Genomic DNA, 18,079 nt, shown 5'->3' on the forward strand with positions numbered 1-18,079 from the left:
CATGGCGGCGGCACGACCCCTGGATCAGGGATTGCATGACACGGCAACGTATCAGCGTAAGCGGGGCAGCGGCGTCGCAGATAGGGCTTCGATCGCTGTCGCGTGGCGGACGGCTCTCGACGCGGCTGACGTTCTTCATCGCGGGCTTTGGGCTGGCCTGCTGGGCACCGCTGGTGCCTTTCGCTCAAGCACGCATTGAGGCGGGGCCCGCAGAACTGGGAACGATCCTGCTGAACCTCGGCCTGGGCGCCGTCATCGGTATGCCCGCCGCCGGCGCCCTGTCTGGCAAGATCGGGAGCCGGTTTGTCATCATGGCGGGTGCGGCGGGGATGATCATCGCTTTGCCGCTGCTGGCGATCATTTCGAATGCGTTTGGGTTAGGCGCCTGCCTGCTGCTGTTCGGATGTGCGATCGGCGCACTCGATGTCGCCGCCAATATCCATGGGTCTGAGGTGCAGGCGGCGGCGGGCATCTCGCTGATGTCCGGGTTCCATGGCTTCTACAGTGTCGGTGGGCTGGTCGGCGCGGGCGCGACCACGCTTGCCATCGCGATAGGGTTTGATGCTGCACTCGCGGCGGGGCTCGCGGCCGGGATCATCCTGCTGTGTCTTGTGCTCGCTATCCCCGGTTTCCTTACCTCGCGCTCGACCGAGACGCATCCGCTCTTCGTCGTGCCGCACGGAAGAGTTCTGCTGATCGGACTGCTCGCCATGGTGCTCTTCCTGGCGGAAGGCGCGATGCTCGATTGGGTCGCATTGCTGCTCACCCAGGCCAAGCAGGTCGACGTCGCCTATTCAGGCGTCGGCTATACCGTATTCGCACTCGCCATGACGATCAGCCGACTCGCGGGCGACAGGATGGTCGCTCGTGCCGGAGAGCGCATCATGCTGACCGCGGGACTGCTGCTGACGGCGTCGGGCTTCGCCCTCACAGCGTTTGCACCCGGCTTTGGCAGTGTGCTGGTCGGGATTGCGCTGGCGGGTTTCGCCGCCGGCAACGTGGTTCCGGTCCTCTTCACCCTGGCCGGACGGCAGCGGATGCCGCCGACGCATGCCATCGCGGCCGTCAGCATGCTTGGCTATTTCGGCGTTTTGATGGGACCGGCCCTGGTCGGCTATGCTGCGTATTTCGTCGGACTGGGAGGGGCTTTCGGCGCAATGGCAGCCGTGATGCTGCTCAGTGCGCCAGTTGTCTCGCGCATCACAGACGATACGTTGTGACAAACGGATAATGCCTCAACAAGAGCGCGCCTGATGAAGCTCCATGCCCACGATCCCTGAGGTTCTCTTGCCGAGCCCGTCTCAAACGATCAGACTCTGGGTATGCTCAGCGCGGGCAGGCCTTTGTCGCTGCATTCGCGGGCTGCTGTCGATCAGGAACCCCGATCGGCCATCGCTGCGCGCGCTTCCCTGGCGGCGGCAACCATGTTCTCGAGAGCCGGCAGCACTTCCTCCCACTTGCGTGTCTTGAGCCCGCAGTCGGGATTGACCCAGATCTGATCGGGAGAGAGGCGCTCGCGGGCCTTGGCCAGCAGTGCGCTCATGTCCCCGGTTCCGGGGCAGCGGGGCGAATGGATGTCGTAGACACCCGGGCCGATCTCGTTCGGATACTTGAAGTCGGAGAAGCTCTCAAGAAGCTCCATGTCCGAGCGGGACGTCTCGATCGAGATCACGTCGGCGTCGAGAGCCGCAATCGCCGGCATGATGTCGTTGAACTCGCAGTAGCACATGTGCGTGTGGATCTGCGTGTCGGGGCTGGCTCCGCTCGCCGCAAGGCGGAAGCAGGCGACGGCCCAATCGAGATAGGCGCCCCATTTGGCGCGGCGCAGCGGCAGGCCTTCGCGCAGGGCCGGCTCGTCGATCTGGATGATCGGAATGCCCGCTTTCTCGAGGTCGACCACCTCGTCGCGGATGGCGAGGGCGATCTGCCGGCACGTTTCGGAGCGTGGCTGGTCATCGCGCACGAACGACCATTGCAGGATCGTTACCGGGCCGGTCAGCATGCCCTTCATAGGCCGCTCGGTCAGCGATTGCGCGTAGCGCGACCACTCGACCGTCATCGGGTGCGGACGCGAGACGTCACCGAAGATGATCGGCGGCTTGACGTAGCGCGATCCATACGATTGGACCCAACCGTGCTGCGTGAAGGCAAATCCTGAAAGCTGCTCGCCAAAATATTCGACCATGTCGTTGCGCTCGAACTCGCCGTGCACGAGCACGTCGATCCCGAGTTCTTCCTGCTTGCGGACGGCGTCCTCCGTCGCCCGTTTGAGAAACGCATCGTAGGCAGCGCTCTCCATCTCGCCGCGCTTGAAGGCGGCGCGCGCCTTGCGCACGGCTTCGGTCTGGGGGAAGGAGCCGATGGTGGTCGTTGGGAACGGCGGCAGAGCGAGGCGGGCGCGCTGGCGGGCGCGGCGTGCCTCGAAGGGCGCGCCGCGGTTCAGGTCCGCTTCCGTCACGGCGGCGGCGCGGGCCATCACTGCCGGGTTGTGAATGCGCTTCGAGGCGGTGCGCGACGCGACGGCCGCGGCGCTCTCTGCGAAGGCGTTGCGAGCGGCGACCTTCCCGTCCTTAGCTGCGGTTCCCAGGGCGACCACCTCAAGGAGCTTCTGGCGAGAGTAGGCGAGCCAGGATTTGAGCTCCGCATCGAGCTTCTGCTCGGCGTCGAGATCCACGGGCGTATGGAGGAGCGAGCAAGAGGGGGCGATCTGAAGCCCGTTCTGGCCGCGCGCGGCGATCGCCGTCTCGATCTTATCGAAAGCCGCGTCGAGGTCGGCGCGCCAGATGTTGCGGCCGTCGATGAGGCCGAGGGAGAGCGTGCGGCCCGCAGGCCAGGCCGCGAGCACCGCGTCGAGTTCTGCAGGTGCGCGAACGAGATCGACGTGGAGGCCGCTGATGGGGAGCTTCGTTGCAAGCGCGAGGTTGTCGGCGAGGCCGCCGAAGTATGTCGCGAGCAGGATGTTGATGCCGGCGCCGGACAGGGCTGCATAGGCGGTCTCGAAGGCGGCCCTCTGTGCGTTGCTGAGATCCGTGGCGAGGATCGGTTCATCGAGTTGCACCCAGTCGGCTCCTGCCATGGCGAGCGCCGACAGGATCTCAGCGTAGACCGGCAGCAACTTTTCCAGGAGAGACAGCGGTTCGAGATCGGCATCCTTCGCTTTGCCGAGAGTCAGATAGGTGACCGGGCCGATGAGAACCGGGCGCGTGTGGACGCCAAGCGCTTTCGCTTCCTTGAACTCGTCGATCGCTTTGCGCGAGGCGAGGCGGAACTCCTGATCGGCCTGGAACTCGGGAACGATGAAATGATAGTTGGTGTCGAACCACTTGGTCATTTCCATCGCAGGTGCTGCGTCCGAGCCGCGGGCCATGGCGAAATAGGTGTCGAAGTCCACCTGCCTGGCGCTACCTTCGGCTGCGTCCTCGGCCACATCCGCCATCGCGCCGTAGGCGCTCGCCGCTTCGTGCGTGGCGTCCGTCCGATGTATTGCGCCTGGACCATGGAACCGGGGCGGCACGGCGCCGACCATGGCCGACATGTCGAGAAGCTGATCGTAGAACGAGAAGTCGTTGGAGGGGATGACGTCGATCCCGGCTTCTTTCTGCAGAAGCCAATGCCGCTTGCGCAAGTCTGCGCCCACCGCGCGCAGGGCCGCGTAGTCGATCTCTCCGCGCCAGTAGCTCTCGGTGGCCTTCTTGAGCTCTCTACCGAGGCCGATGCGCGGGAAGCCGAGGTTGGCAGTCTGGATCATGACGATCACCTTTGTTGAAAGCTTAGACTTTGGCCGTGGAGGCTGCAATCGGTGTGGGGTGGCCGTCGGCGTTGACGGCGGCCATTCAAAGCTGCCCTGCATGCGAGCCTGGATTCGGGCAAGCCTGGAGCTTCTGCTAGGACGCTGACCTTGACCTTCATCAAGCAGCGGCCGATGCGCTCGACGCCATTGCGACGCCATTGCGACGCCTGCGCCGGTGCAGCGGGCCGCAGCGATGGCCGCAGCCTTGCCACTGAGACGGGCAACACCGCAGGCGCTTGCAGGCATAGGGGCGGCGCAAGCCGCATGGCTTTGGCTGTGCCCGGGCCGTCGTTGCTCCCACGGCTTAACGGCGCGTTCGAAGGGCGCGTTTGCCGTGGTGCAAGGGGTGACTTTGAACAGGGGCAATGCTATCCGGTTCCCCTAAGGGCAGCCTGAACATGTTCCGGCTGCCGGTGAGGATGAGCAATGAGCGACGACGACAGTCGACCTTCCAGAATTCAGGAAACGAGACGGGTGTAGGATCGATCCTTCGGCCCCCTTGTTGCCAGTTTTAGCCAAGAGGTGCCCGACGTGATCAGAGACTGCATCGGCTGGCATGCGCTCGCCGCTCATCGGGCCGCGCATCACATCGCTCCCTTCGACGCACGGATCGCCATTCGCCCCGTCGGGGTGCCAGCATGAGGCTGCAGTCCGGGCCGCGGCGTGAAGATGCACGCCCTGGTGTCTGGTCGATGTGGGATCTGGCGGCGGTGCTCTTGGTGCTCGGCGTTCTGGTTCTGCTCGCGCAGGCCAGCCGAGGCCTCATGCAGCCGCTGCCCGAGGCAGGCTTCGGCGGCATCACGCTCGATCCGTCCGCCTTGCCGGACTACGCGGCGCGCACATCGCTGCGCATGCTGGCCGCCATGGTGCTGTCACTCGTCTTCACCTTTACCTATGCAACCTGGGCAGCAAAAAGCCGGCGTGCAGAGCAGGTGCTCATACCGCTTCTCGACATTCTCCAATCGGTGCCGATTCTCGGCTTCATCTCGGTCACCGTCGTCTTCTTCATGTCGCTCGCTCCCGGAAAGATGCTTGGCGCGGAGCTTGCCGCTGTCTTCGCCATCTTCACCAGCCAGGCCTGGAACATGGCCTTCAGCTTCTATCAGTCGCTGCGCACGGTGCCGAAGGAGCTCTCCGAAGCCTCGCGCTCGTTCCGGCTCAATCCCTGGATGCGTTTTTGGAAGCTCGAAGCGCCGTTCGCCATGCCGGCACTCGTGTGGAACATGATGATGTCGATGTCCGGCGGCTGGTTCTTCGTCGTCGCATCCGAAGCGATCAGCGTCGGGGACACGACCGTCGCGCTGCCCGGCATCGGCTCCTATATCGCCCTCGCCATCGCCGAACGGGATCTCAGCGCCATCGGCTGGGCGATCGGCACTATGCTGATCGTGATCCTTATCTACGATCAGCTCCTGTTCCGGCCGCTCGTCGCATGGGCGGACCGGTTCCGTTTCGAGCAGGAATCGAGCACGGGTCCCGCGCGCTCGTGGGTTCTCTCGGTGCTCAGGCGTTCGCGGATCGTATCCGTGGCCGTCGCGCCTCTCGCGGCGGCATGGCACTGGACCTATCAGGTCGCTCCCTCCGTGAAGGAGACAGCGCGGCCGGAGGCCGAAACGGCCCTTACAGGGCGGGGCTGGCTCGACCACCTCTGGACCGCCACCATCGTCGCAGCCTGCATCTACGTATCGTGGGAAATCGGCATCTTCGTGCTCGCCGGCGTCACGCCGTCGGAAGCTGGCACGACGGTGCTGCTCGGCGTCGCCACCATGGTGCGCGTGACGGTGCTGATCGCGCTCGCCAGCATCATCTGGGTTCCGATCGGGGTCTGGATCGGGCTCCGGCCCGGTGCCGTGCGTATCGCCCAGCCGATCGTGCAGTTCCTCGCAGCATTCCCGGCGAACCTTCTCTTCCCACTGGCCGTATCCGCAATCGTGGTGCTGCAGCTCAATCCCGATATCTGGCTGAGCCCACTCATGATCCTCGGCACGCAGTGGTATATTCTGTTCAACGTCATTGCAGGGGCGTCAACCATCCCGAGCGAGTTGCGGGACATCGGCGCCAACCTCGGCGTCCGCGGCTGGCTGTGGTGGCGGCGGATCGCGCTTCCGGCCGTGTTCCCGTTCTACATGACGGGGGCGATCACCGCGTCCGGCGGCTCGTGGAACGCCAGTATCGTCGCCGAGATCGCGAGCTGGGGGGACACGACTCTCAGGGCCCATGGCCTCGGCGCCTATATCACCGATGCGACGGATGCAGGCGACTTCCCCCGCATCGTGCTCGGCATCGCGGTGATGAGCGCGTTCGTCGTTATCATCAACCGAGTGTTCTGGCGTCCGCTCTATGCGTATGCCGAGCGCAAGTTCCGCCTTGGATGACGGAGGATCGCATGACCAACGCAGCGCTGCTGAATGTAGAGGGCATCCGCAAGTCGTTCCGCAAGCCGGATGGCGGAGAGCTGCTCGTTCTCGACGGCATCGATCTCACCCTGCGCGAAGGCGAGATCGTCGGCCTGCTCGGGCGATCCGGTTCCGGCAAGTCGACGCTGCTCCGTCTCATCGCGGGGCTGTCCAAGCCTGCCGCAGGGCGCATCCGCTACCTCGGACAGGACGTGACGGCCCCGCCGCCCGGCATCGCCATGGTGTTCCAGAGCTTCGCGCTGTTCCCCTGGCTTACTGTTCTCGAGAACGTGCAACTCGGTCTCGAGGCGCTGGGGTTGCCCGCCGAGGAGATCCGCCGCCGCTCGCTGGATGCCATCGACCTCATTGGTCTCGACGGCTTCGAATCTGCCTATCCGCGGGAGCTCTCGGGCGGCATGCGCCAACGCGTGGGATTTGCGCGCGCGCTCGTCGTCCATCCCAATATCCTGCTTATGGACGAGCCGTTCTCAGCGCTCGACGTGCTGACGGCCGAGACGCTGCGCACCGACTTCCTCGACCTCTGGGCTGAGGGTCAGCTGCCGATCAAGGGCGTGATCCTCGTCACCCACAACATCGAGGAGGCAGTGCTCATGTGCGACCGGATCCTTGTGTTCGGCAGCAATCCGGGACGCGTGCTCAAGGAGATCAAGGTCGATCTCGCACATCCGCGTGCGCGCCTCGATCCCGATTTCCGAGACCTTGTCGAGCGTATCTACGTCGAGATGACAGCGCGTGTTGCGGCGGAGCATCCGAGCAGGCGGGTCGAACGGTTCCCTGGCGCTGGAATAGGAAGCATTCTGCCCCACGTCTCCTCGAACCTGCTCGCGGGGCTCCTCGAAGAGGTGGCCGGGCCTCCCTATGACGGCGAGGCCGATCTCCCCGTGATCGCGGCCTCGCTGCATATGGAGATCGATGACCTCTTTCCAGTGGCGGAAACCCTCCAGATGCTGCGCTTCGCCGAAGTGGCGGGGGGCGACATCCGACTCACGGCCGAAGGCAAAGAGTTCGCCATCGAGGATACGGATCAACGCAAGCGGCTCTTTGCGCGGCATCTCCTCACGTATGTGGCGCTCGCGGCTCATATCCGGCGTGTCCTCGACGAGCGGCCGAGCCATCGTGCGCCCTGGAGCCGATTTGCGGATGAGCTCGAGGATCATATGTCGCCGGACGCCGCAGAGCAGACGCTCCGGGCCGTCATCGATCTCGGCCGCTATGGAGAGGTTTTCGCCTATGATGACCGGGCGCATGTTTTCAGCCTGGACAACCCCTGACGACGCCAGGGTGGGGCCTATGGTGATGAGGCGCAAAGCGTTACGGACAGGCATGGGCGAGGGCTAGATATGGCGGAAATGAGAACGATCCTGGCCGCTGTCGATCTCGAGGCCGGCAGCAATGTGGTGGTGCAACGCGCCGCACGGCTGGCGGCGGAGCATAGAGCGAAGCTCGTATTGCTGCATGTCGTCGACGGGGAGGCTTTGGCGGAGGCCGCCGCGGGTCCGTACCGGAGCGAGGACGATCTCAAGGGTCAGCTGGAGCGGCAGGGGAAGCGGGAGATCGCGGCGCTGCTCGAGCCCGCGAGCGACGTGTCCGGCGGCGCCGTCGAAATTCGATTCGGTAAGCCGTATGACGTCATCACGAGCCTCGCCGGGGACCTCGGCACCGACCTGGTGGTGATTGGGTCCGGCAGACGCCAGACGCTTAGCGAAAGGGTGCTCGGCTCCACGGCAGACCGGGTCGTGAGAGCGTCGCCGGTACCGGTGCTCATCGTCAGAGGCGCCGCGGACCGGCCCTACAGGCGCGTCGCGGCGGCCATCGATTTTTCCCCTCCATCCCGGGCGGCCGCGATGGAGGCGGCAAGTCTCGCGCCGGGGGCCCGCCTGGAGCTCGTTCACGCCGTCTCCATTCCGTTGTCGTTCGAGCAGGCCATGCTGCGGGCGGGAACCTCGCTCGCCGATATCGAACGCTATCGCACGAGCAAGCGTCAGCGCGCGGAGGCGGAACTCGCGGCGTTTGCGAAAGAGCTGACGGCGGGGCCGAGGGCGGAGCTGCGCTTGATCGACGGCGAGCCCGGGCAGGTGCTGGTACGCCTCGCCACCGATCGCGATGTGGACCTGCTGGCGCTCGGGCCCAATGGCCGGGGAGCGGTTCTGAGGGCGCTTCTCGGCAGCGTTACGCAGCGCGTTCTCAGGGAAGCGGGCTGCGACGTTCTGATCGTGCCGGTTGCTGAATGATCACGGTGAGGGCTTCTCCTCACGTCATCATTGTGGAGCCGCTCGTGCTGGCCCTTGCGAGGCCTTACTCTTGACCCAGGCTCCTTGCATAGGAGCGGCAGGCGGACGCCGTTTGCAATTCAAGTGTCCCGAAGAATGACGATGAGCAGGATGAGACTGAAGCCGTGGCTTGCGGCCGTCGCAGGGCTCTTCATGGCCTTTCCTCCGGCGGCGCTGGCTCAGCCCGTGGTCGACGACGGGGCCGGCTCGGCATCCGCGGCGGCCGCGGCCATTGCCGACATCTTCAGCAAGGTCGGCGACCAGATCTATGAGGAATGCATCTTCGAGCTTTCCGAAGAGCAGGTCGAAGTCCAGGCTGCTCTCATCCAATCCTATATCGAGAAGGGTGCAGCGAGCGCGGTGGCGCGCCGGCTGGCGGCCTCACAGATCCAGCCGCCAAAGCTCTCGGCCAAGTGCGAGCAGGTAAGGCAGACGCCGGAGGTCGTGCCAGAGGCTGACTGGACGACGACGACGCGGCCTGTGCCGATAAAGCCGGTGATCGAGGCGGCTCCCAAGCAGCCGAAGGTTCCTTTGCCGCCGCCAGCCATTGCGCTCGCGGGCAAGAAAGTGCCGGAGCGATGGGACTGCGCACCGGGCGTGGATTACGTCACGATCAAGCTCAACGGTTACGAGCGCAAGCTGACGGGCGGCGAGATCTGCAGCCCGTTCCAGGACGTCGTGCGTGAAGTGCCCGCCGCGGCTCGGAGCTTCCGCCTCGGATACACGATCCGAACCGGCCGCCTGTTCGTCGTCTCGGATGATCCGAGTGTGAACGGGAAGACGATCGCCTGGGGCCTCTCGGGCCGGGATGTCTGCCGCAACAATCCGGATCCGGACTGCTTCGCAGCACGCGCGGTCGGCCCCTTGCCGCCGGGCAAATATGCGTTTGCGGCCAGCCCCGCCCATCGCGTGAGCTGGGGGCCGAAGACCAAGCGCCACGTCGCGGCGATCTATTTGAAGGAGCTCTGGAGCAAGGACCGCTTCAGCCCCGCCCATACGGCCGCCATCCTGAAGCGCGGCAACATCGCCATCCACGTCCGTCTCAAGGGAGAGATGTCGGAAGCTTGCATCGGTCTCGAGCCCAAGGGCTGGTCGTATGTGGCGTCCCTGATCAAGGATGGGCGCGCAACCGGTCTCGACGTGCACATCGACGAGCCCCATCCACAGGTCGCCGAGGCGCCGCCGGTCATCGTGGCCTCCTCGTTCTCGCTCACCTCGCTGTTCAAATAGCGCGGCTGGGCTTGAAGCGCGTTCCCCGTCGGTGGAAGAAGCGGATCACTCTACACCTTTGTCGAGAGCCTTCTTCACGTTCTCGGCGGCGCATGTCCGCATCCGCCGAGAACGGTCAGCGTCTATAGCCGTTCTGATTTAAGTGGAAACGGGGAACGGATCTTAGCTTTTGTTTCTTCGTGCTTCTTGTCGGAAAATCGTTTCCGCTTTCCGGACGCACTCTAGTCATCCTCGCCGTAAAGGTCGGGGACGTACATCTCGGGTGGGACCGGTCCGCGTATGTAATCCGGATTATAGACGCGATCGGGTAGCATGATGTCCTCGCGCGAAACCTCCCGGTACGGGACCTGCGTCAGCAGGTGGCTGATGCAATTCAGGCGGGCGCGCTTCTTGTCGTCCGCCTCGACGATCCACCAAGGTGCCTCGGGAATATGCGTGCGCTCGAGCATTGCCTCCTTGGCCTTGGTGTAAGCTTCCCAGCGGCGCCGCGACTCGAGATCCATGCGTGAGAGCTTCCATTGCTTGAGCGGATCCTGGATGCGCATCTCAAAGCGGAAGTTCTGCTCCTCGTCGGTGATCGAGAACCAGTACTTGACGAGCTTGATGCCGGAGCGGACGAGCATGCGCTCGAACTCGGGGCATGAGCGGAAGAACTCTTCCACGTCGTCCTCGGTGCAGAAGCCCATGACGCGCTCGACGCCCGCGCGATTGTACCAGCTGCGGTCGAAAAGCACGATTTCGCCGCCGGCCGGAAGATGGCTGACGTAGCGCTGGAAATACCATTGCGAGCGTTCGCGCTCGCTCGGCGCCGGGAGGGCGGCGACGCGGCACACGCGGGGATTGAGGCGCTGGGTGATGCGCTTGATGACGCCGCCCTTACCTGCCGCGTCCCGGCCTTCGAAGACAACGACGACCTTGAGCTTCTCCTGCACCACCCAATCCTGAAGCTTCACCAGTTCGCGCTGAAGGCGGAAGAGTTCGCGGAAATAGTGCCGTCGCCCGGCCAGATCGGAGCTCGCATCGGCGTCGCGGTCGCCCCCGGACACGCGCGTGTCGTCGAGTTCGAGCTCAAGCTCTTCATCGAGGCTATCGAGCCAGTCTTCCTTGATCTTGTCGGGTGTCATCGTGCTCTCGGTTGCTGGGCCGTTGGGGAGTTGGCGTTGGTTGCGGGCGGTTCGCGCCGGTGGCGGTCCGGGCCCATGCTTCGCCGTGCTCTATGTCGGGGCGATGACAGCCGACGTCGAGCCGGGCCGGGGAGCCGGCCGCGGGCAATGCGCGTCTTCATCTTCAGGGTGGCGTCTCGCCGGTGAGGGTGCATATGGGGTGGCACCGCGTCGCTCGACAATGGCGGCTGGTTGCGCCGAATGCAAGACGCGGGGCTTTCCCGTGCTCTGGCCGCCATTTCGGATGCGGCATCCCGAATTCCAGCCGAGCTGCGACCCATTGACAGAGCGGTCAGCTCTCCCCATTGTTTCGGAATGAACGCAGCGGCCTTTCATCTCAAGCTCCCCCGAGGGGAAACCGACGTCGCGGGCACGTAGCCCCGGCTTGGCGCCGCACGTGTCCCCACCCAGGCCGGGGGCTCTTTCCAACACATAGCCAGAGCGTTCGCGTCTCCGTATGAGGCGCGCACCATATTGCCCTTCCGCAGGTCTGTGCGTTCGCTCAGGCCGGCCTTCGCTCATAAGAGGCTCACAATGGTCTACAACTCTCCTGTCAACGAACTCCCGCAAATCGTGGTTGGTGAGGGCGAGGAGAACCGGCTGTCCACGCTCGCGTCTTCCGCCATGAGCGCGGGGCGATCGGAAAAGGTGGCGCAGGTGCTTCTTTCGGAGATGGAGCGTGCGGTGGTGGTGCCGGACGCCAAGGTGCCCGAGACCGTCGTGCGAATGAACTCGCGCATCGTGTTCTCGATCGATGGTGGTGAGAAGCGGGAAGTGGAACTCGTATTTCCAGGGGAAGCCAATATCGACCAGGGAAAGATCTCCGTGCTGACGCCGATCGGCTCGGCGTTGATCGGGCTTTCCTCCGGCCAGGCCATGACCGTGAACGGCGCCGACGGACGGCCGCACGAACTCACGGTCATTTCCGTCTTGCCTCCCCGTGCCGAGCTTTAGAAGGGGGAATTGTCGGCCCGCCCGAGCTGTGGCAGCTTGCATTCAACGGGTCCTATAACGGCGTCCCCACGCAGGAGATCGCGTGGCAACGAGCGCCGGGGAGGTAGCGATTGGCGCAAGCGGTTGGCTCTCGGGACACTGACACTTGCGGAATTGGTGTCGCCAGCACGCGTGCTCCCGGGGTTCATGATGCCGTATGCGAGCTGAAGGCCCTCCTGGACGGCGATTTTCAGCATATCCTGGCCTTTTTCTCGGCGGACTACGACGCGTCCGAGCTCGCCGCGAGGCTTTCGGAAGCCTTCCACGGCGTTGCCGTCAGCGGATGCTCGACGGCGGGCGGCATTGCTCCCGATGGGCTCATGGAAAGCGGCGTGCTCCTGATCGCGTTTCCTCGTACGGGCTTCCGCATCCACACCGGCGTGATCGAGGATGTCGATGTGCTTGGCGTCGAGCGCGCCAGCGAGATCGTGCGGGACCTTAAGGTGCGCATCGGCGAGCATGATCGCGACAAGCTTGCCGAACGCGTGTTCGGCGTCATGCTCGTCGATGGCCTGTCCAATGCCGAGGAGCCGCTGGTCGCGGCCGTGCACTGGGCGTTCGGCGACATGCAGCTCATAGGCGGGTCGGCGGGAGACGGGCTCGCCTTCCGGCAAACCACGCTGATCCACGAGGGGCGCGTGCTTACGCGCAGCGCCGTCCTCATGATGATCGAGAGCGACTATCCGTTCCGCATCTTCAAGTCGTCCAATTTCGAGCCGACGCCGATCAAGCTCGTGGTCACGGCGGCCGACGTCGAGGCCCGGACGGTGCACGAGCTCAATGCCGAGCCGGCTGCGCGCGAGTATGCGTCCGCCATCGGCCTTCTCCCGGATGAGATCGGCCCGTTCAGCTTTGCCTCCTATCCGCTTGTGGTGAAGGTGGGCGGTGACTATTACTGCCGTTCCATCCGCAACATGAACCCGGATGGAAGCCTCTCCTTCTTCTGCGCGATCGACGAGGGGCTCGTGCTCACGGTCGCGCGGCCCAACGATATGCTGAGCGCGACGGAACGCACCCTCGAAGAGATAGACCAAGCGCTCGGCGGCATCGATCTCGTGCTCGGGTTCGATTGCGTCCTGCGTCGCTTGGATGCCGAGAACCGGCAAGTCCGCCGCCAGATGGAGGACCTGTACCGGGCCTACCGCGTGGTCGGATTTCACACCTACGGCGAGCAGCTCAACTCGATGCACCTCAACCAGACGCTGACGGGCGTCGCCTTCGGCTCACGACGGAGCGTGCGATGACCGCCAGCGAACGGCTGCGCGAGGAGCTGGAGCGTCGCAATGCGAAGCTCGCGAAGATCAATGCCGCGCTGATGCAGCGCGTCGAGCGCAGCATGGACTATCAGGCGAACGCCTATTCCATCTTCCAGACCGCCATTGGCCTCGAGACGCAGGTGAAGGCGCGGACGGAGGAGCTCAAAAGCGCGCTCGACAGGCTGGAGCGGACCAACGAGCAGCTGATCAGCGCCCGCGACGGGGCCGAACGCGCCAACCGGTTCAAGACCGGCTTCTTCACGTCCGTCAGCCACGATCTGCTTCAGCCGCTGCATGCGGCGCGCCTGTCGCTCTCGGCGCTGGCCGAAATCCAAGACGCCCAGCAGCAGAAGCGTCTCGTCGGGCAGGTGGATCACGCGCTTTCCACGATCGAAGAGTTGCTGCGGACGATCCTCGATCTCTCGAAGCTCGAGTCAGGGGCCTTGAAACCCTCGCTTCAGGTCATCGATGTCGAAAGCCTCTTCCGCTCGGTGATGCTCGACATGGAGCCGATCGCGCGTGCCAAGGGGCTTGGGCTCACGGTGCGGACGCGTGATGCGGCGGTGATATCCGATCCGCTCATGCTGAGACGCATCCTGCAGAACCTGCTGGCCAATGCCGTACAGTATACGGACAGGGGCCGTGTTCTGCTTTCCGGACGCATATGCGGATCGCGTCTCCGGATCGACGTGTGGGATACGGGTCCGGGGATTGCACCCTCCGAACAGACGATGATCTTCGAGGAATTTCGCCGCGGAGCGGCCGGCCAGCGCAGCCCCGCGCTCGGCTTCGGCGTCGGTCTTTCCATCATTGCACGCATGAGCGAGGCGCTCGGTCACCGCATCGGCCTCTGCTCCAAGATGGGGCATGGCACGCGCTTCAGCGTCTATGTCCCGCTTGCCGATGAGACATCGGCAGCCGGAAGGCTACCGGCACGCCCGCAGCCATCGGCCTCGCGCGCCTACGGGCTTGCGGGCGTCAAGGCGATCGTGATCGACAACGACCGGGGCGTGCGAGAGGCCATGGGCGCGCTCCTCGATCGCTGGGGATGCGAGGCGCGCTTCGTCGGCGGACTGTCTGATATCGAAAATCTGATCGGTGGAGAGCCGGACTTCCAGCCGGATATCGTGCTCGCAGACTTCCATCTCGACGCCGGTGAATCGGGGCTGACCTCGGTCGCGAGGCTGCGGCAGGGCGGGAGCGGCTCCATTCCGGCCATCGTCATCACGGCCGATCATTCGCGTGAGGTCGCCGAAGCCGTCGCTGAGGCGGGCTGCGAGATCCTGCGCAAGCCGGTGAAGCCCGCCGAGTTGCGCGCACTCATCACGCATCTGGTCGGATGAAGCTGCGCCAAACCGCTTGGCCGCATTCGCCCGAACAGGTCTGCTCAGAGCCGTTCGAGTTTAAGTGGGGCTAGAAAACGGCTCTAAGTTTCTGTTTCTTCTTCGTTCTTATTGTTGTCGGATGCTTGTTCGCATGACTCCGCCGTGACGGGTTCCACGTTTCCGGAAGCGCTCTAGCCGCGCTTTTCTGGATCCTTGTCCGTGACACTTTCAAGCACCGCGTCGAAGTCGAGGCGCGCGACTTCGATGACGGCTTGCGTACGGGACACGACGTTGAGCTTGCGCATGATCTCGGACACATGGGCCTTGATCGTCGTTTCGCCGACGCCGAGCTCATGGGCGATCTGCTTGTTCAGCATGCCCTGGCGGACCATGTGCAGCACGCGCAGCTGCTGGCGCGTCAGCGACGCTACGCGGGCGGCGAGATCGCCCTCACGCGAAGCGGCGCCTATGCCCGGCGGCGTATAGTCCTTAGGCAGCACGACGAGGCCGGCCATCACGTCCTGAATAGCCTCCGCAAGGTCGCGCTTCTTCACGGATTTCGAGATGTAGCCCGCCGCCCCGCAGGTCATGGCCTCGTGAATGATGCGGGGATCCTCGTGCGCGGATACGACCAGGATGGGCTGCTTGGGCCGGGCGGCGCGTAGCTCGATCAGGCCGTCGAAGCCACGCGTGCCCGGCATCGACAGGTCGAGAAGCAGGAGATCGAACGGCGGCTCGCTCGCGAGCTTTTCTTGCGCTGCGGCGATCGAGGCTGCTTCGACCGTCTCGGCTTCCGGATAGACCGATTGGATGGCGAGACGCAGGGCCTCGCGGAAAAGAGGATGATCGTCGACGATCAAAAATCGGACCGTCATCGCTCGTATCCCGGCCCGTATGTCCCGGCACATTCGGCCGCCGGGGCTAACCCTGCGAAAGCAATCAACTTGGCAATCCGCTCGCTATATTCATGTTGCAGTTGAGACTGCGGCGCACGGCTTTGCAAGCGGTAATGCGCCAAATCCATGGGGCAAGGGGAACAAGACCGGCGCCGCTCCCGCACGCTTATCGCGCCTTCGGCGCGTGGCGGGCGGGGTGTGGCGGATGCATCGCGGGGAGCCTTTGCGATGGGTTGTAGGGCCGGTCCCAACTTGGAAAGCCGAAGGGCCTTGTCTATAGTGCACCGCGTCAGGATCGGGCCTGAAGGCCGGCCGGCTGCCGCGTGACCATGCCTTGCGCCCGGGGGGGAGCGGAGCACACGCCGCGAGGAGTTGGGGGCGGGATGAAGTGCAATCCTTCGCGGTGGCTCTGGGGGCTCATTCCGCTCGCGTTGCTTGGCTGGGCAACGTTCCATCTGAAACAGCCCCGGATCGAAGCGGACCTTGCCGTGCGTGCAACCGAGGCGCTGCGCAAGGCCGGACAGGCGTGGGCCAACGTGTCCATGGACGGCCGCGACGCGACCATCACCGGGCTCGCTGAAACCGACGGGGCCCCCAAAGCCGCGCTCGATATCGTGCGCGGCGTATGGGGGATACGGACAGTCCGGCTCAAGACCGATCTCTCCGGGACGGCGTCGAGCGGAGCGGGCATCGGGCCGCGAGGACGTCCGGACGATGCGGCCGCCCGGGTCGCCGATGAGCAAGCGCAGGCAGCCGCAGAGCAGGCCAAAGCGGAGGCAGAGGCCTCACGACGCGCGCGGGAGCAAACTCAGGCGGCGATCGAGGCTCAACGCGACGCGGAGCGGGCGGCGCTTGCGGCAGAGCAAGCCGAAGCGGCGAGGCGGGTCCAGCAGGCCGCCGAAGAGGAAGCTGCGCGCAAGGCTGAAGCTGAAGCCGAGGCGCGGGCTGCTGCGCAAAAAGCAAGGGAAGACGCCGAGGCCGAGGCTGCGCGGAAAGCGCAGGAGGACGCCGAGGCTGTACAGAAGGCGGAAGCGGAAGCCCGGGCAGCGGCGCTCAAGGCGCAGCAGGAGGCTGCGGCGGAGGCCGCACGCCAGGCCGCCGAGGCTGCGGCGCGGCAGGCTGCTGAAGAGGCCGCGGCCCGCGCGAGGGAGACGAACGAGGCAACAAAAGCGTGTGAGCGGCGCCTGACCGAGGCTGCGGAAAGCGGCGTGATCCTTTTCAGCCGGGCCATGGCCGATATCGATGCGGAAAGCTCGCGGACGCTGACGCGGCTTGCAGAGATCATCAACGCCTGCCCGGGCACCCGCATCGAGATCGAAGGGCATACGGATTCGGAAGGGACTGACGAGCGCAATCAGGCGCTTTCGGACCGGCGCGCGCACGCTGTGGTTGACAGCCTGGTGCAGGCGGGCGTCGCTCGGGATCGGCTTTTAGCGGTGGGCCATGGCGCCTCGCGTCCGGCGGCTTCCAACGGCACGCCGGAGGGCATGGCGCGCAACCGGCGCATCGAGTTCAAGGTCTTCGTCGACTGACGCAGCCTCAGCGTGGGGAAGGGAACGATGGACTATCTCGTTGTGACACTGTTCTGGTACCTGGCAGCCGCCTTCGCCGCCGGTCTCGTCGTCGGCTGGATCAGCTGCGGAGGCGCAGACGACTGAGGCGGTGGGCGCGTCGCCACGCCGCCACCCGAAATGTGAAGCCCGGAGCAAGGCACGGCGACGCGTGACGCGCCGTCTTCGGAAGGGGGAGTAGAAGCGTATGACGATTTTGCTGGCGCAGATTTTGCTGCTCATGCTGGGCGCTTTCCTACTCGGAGCCTCACTCGCGTGTTTCATCCGGCGTGGCTTTTCCGGCGGCGCCGACACCGCTCCGTCCGTGACGCCATCGGTTCTCGTCCAAGGCGCCGCCCTTGCTCCCGCCGCGCTCGACATTGCGGCGACCAATCGCTTCGGACGCGCGCTCGTCGATGGCCAGGGCGGAGCCATTCCGCCGATCCTTCGCAGCGGCGATCCGGTGGTCGAGGTGCAACCTTGGCCCTCTCCAGCGCCGGCGTTCGAGGCGACGGATAGAAAGCCATCGGCGGAGCACGAGTTGCCGACTGAGCCTTCGCAGTCCGATCCGGTCTTCCAACCGATTTCGACCTTGGACGAGATTGCAGGGGAGACGGCTGTCGTCCCGATGGAGCCCGAGCCAGTTGAGCCGTCAGACACGATCGATGCGGAGGCACCCCCCGAGCTAGATGATGCGATTGATCGGGCGCCCGAGGCGTCCGTGGGGCGGAGCTTTGCCGAGATGAAGCTCGCGGCCGCCGCCGCAACTGTTACGCTTGAGGAGACCGCCCGCGGCGCTGCCGAGGAGCCGGAATCCGCAGAGCAGATAGAGGCTGTGGCGGAACGCGAGTCGCAGGCTGAGCCCTTGCAGTCCGAGCCGGTCTTCCAACAGGTTTCGACCTTGGACGAGGCTGCGGAGGAGACGGCTGTTGCGTCGGTGATGGAGCCCGGGCCGGTTGAGCCGTCAGACACGATCGATGCGGATGTACCCCCCGAGCCAGATGATGCGATCGATCGGGCGCCCGTGGCGTCCGTCGGGCGGAGCTTTGCCGAGATGAAGCGTGCGGCCGGCGCAACAGTTGCGGCTGAGGAGACCGCCGGCGGCGTTGCCGAGGAGCCAGAATCGGCAACTCTGACAGAGACAGAGACAGAGACAGAGACAGAGACAGAGACAGAGACAGAGACAGAG

The 18,079-nt window shown here is 64.9% G+C and carries 12 protein-coding genes and 1 pseudogene; 10 read left to right on the forward strand and 3 right to left on the reverse strand.

Features of this window, described 5'->3' with window-relative positions:
• Positions 1-35: 35 nt before the first annotated feature.
• Positions 36-1,220: an MFS transporter gene (locus tag V7P99_RS08160; RefSeq protein WP_333794306.1), complete on the forward strand. Its 1,185-nt coding sequence runs from the start codon at positions 36-38 to the stop codon at positions 1,218-1,220.
• Positions 1,221-1,372: 152 nt separating this feature from the next.
• Here the strand turns inward: V7P99_RS08160 and metE are convergent, their stop codons facing one another.
• The gene (gene metE, locus V7P99_RS08165; protein WP_333794307.1) at positions 1,373-3,748 is read right to left on the reverse strand and encodes a 5-methyltetrahydropteroyltriglutamate--homocysteine S-methyltransferase; all 2,376 of its coding nucleotides are present in this window, start codon (positions 3,746-3,748) and stop codon (positions 1,373-1,375) included.
• A gap of 680 nt (positions 3,749-4,428) precedes the next feature.
• On the opposite strand from metE, the gene V7P99_RS08170 reads away from it, so the two are divergent.
• From V7P99_RS08170 to V7P99_RS08185, 4 genes are all read left to right on the forward strand, one after another.
• Positions 4,429-6,165: an ABC transporter permease gene (locus V7P99_RS08170; RefSeq protein WP_333794308.1), complete on the forward strand. Its 1,737-nt coding sequence runs from the start codon at positions 4,429-4,431 to the stop codon at positions 6,163-6,165.
• Positions 6,166-6,176: 11 nt separating this feature from the next.
• Positions 6,177-7,478, forward strand: a complete 1,302-nt coding sequence (locus V7P99_RS08175) for an ABC transporter ATP-binding protein (RefSeq protein ID WP_333794309.1) — start codon at positions 6,177-6,179, stop codon at positions 7,476-7,478.
• Positions 7,479-7,547: 69 nt separating this feature from the next.
• Positions 7,548-8,438, forward strand: coding sequence for a universal stress protein (locus V7P99_RS08180; RefSeq protein ID WP_333794310.1), 891 nt, complete (start codon positions 7,548-7,550; stop codon positions 8,436-8,438).
• A 141-nt stretch (positions 8,439-8,579) separates the two neighbouring features.
• Entirely contained in the window at positions 8,580-9,707 is a 1,128-nt protein-coding gene (locus tag V7P99_RS08185; RefSeq protein WP_333794311.1) for a DUF2778 domain-containing protein, read from the forward strand.
• Between the two features lie 221 nt (positions 9,708-9,928).
• Here V7P99_RS08185 and ppk2 read toward each other — a convergent pair whose 3' ends face one another.
• Positions 9,929-10,831 (reverse strand): polyphosphate kinase 2, encoded by a 903-nt coding sequence (ppk2, locus tag V7P99_RS08190; protein ID WP_333794312.1) that lies wholly within the window; start codon positions 10,829-10,831, stop codon positions 9,929-9,931.
• Positions 10,832-11,404: 573 nt separating this feature from the next.
• Here ppk2 and rnk point away from each other — a divergent pair.
• From rnk to V7P99_RS08205, 3 genes are all read left to right on the forward strand, one after another.
• Entirely contained in the window at positions 11,405-11,824 is a 420-nt protein-coding gene (gene rnk / locus V7P99_RS08195) for a nucleoside diphosphate kinase regulator (RefSeq protein ID WP_333794313.1), read from the forward strand.
• 110 nt (positions 11,825-11,934) lie between these two features.
• On the forward strand, positions 11,935-13,107 hold the full coding sequence (locus tag V7P99_RS08200) for an FIST N-terminal domain-containing protein (RefSeq protein WP_333794314.1): 1,173 nt from the start codon (positions 11,935-11,937) through the stop codon (positions 13,105-13,107).
• The gene (locus V7P99_RS08205; protein WP_333794315.1) at positions 13,104-14,462 is read left to right on the forward strand and encodes an ATP-binding response regulator; all 1,359 of its coding nucleotides are present in this window, start codon (positions 13,104-13,106) and stop codon (positions 14,460-14,462) included. Before V7P99_RS08200 ends, V7P99_RS08205 begins: the two co-directional genes overlap by 4 nt.
• 173 nt (positions 14,463-14,635) lie before the next feature.
• Here V7P99_RS08205 and V7P99_RS08210 read toward each other — a convergent pair whose 3' ends face one another.
• A complete protein-coding gene (locus V7P99_RS08210) occupies positions 14,636-15,319 on the reverse strand; it encodes a response regulator transcription factor (protein ID WP_333794316.1) in 684 nt (227 codons plus the stop codon).
• 404 nt (positions 15,320-15,723) lie between these two features.
• Here V7P99_RS08210 and V7P99_RS08215 point away from each other — a divergent pair, with 404 nt between their 5' ends.
• Both V7P99_RS08215 and V7P99_RS08220 read left to right on the forward strand, forming a co-directional pair.
• Positions 15,724-16,872: an OmpA family protein gene (locus V7P99_RS08215; protein ID WP_333794317.1), complete on the forward strand. Its 1,149-nt coding sequence runs from the start codon at positions 15,724-15,726 to the stop codon at positions 16,870-16,872.
• 226 nt (positions 16,873-17,098) lie between these two features.
• A pseudogene (locus V7P99_RS08220) lies at positions 17,099-18,079 on the forward strand (hypothetical protein); the annotation flags it as partial.

Source organism: Hyphomicrobium sp. (assembly GCF_036780825.1).
Classification (GTDB): domain Bacteria; phylum Pseudomonadota; class Alphaproteobacteria; order Rhizobiales; family Hyphomicrobiaceae; genus Hyphomicrobium_C.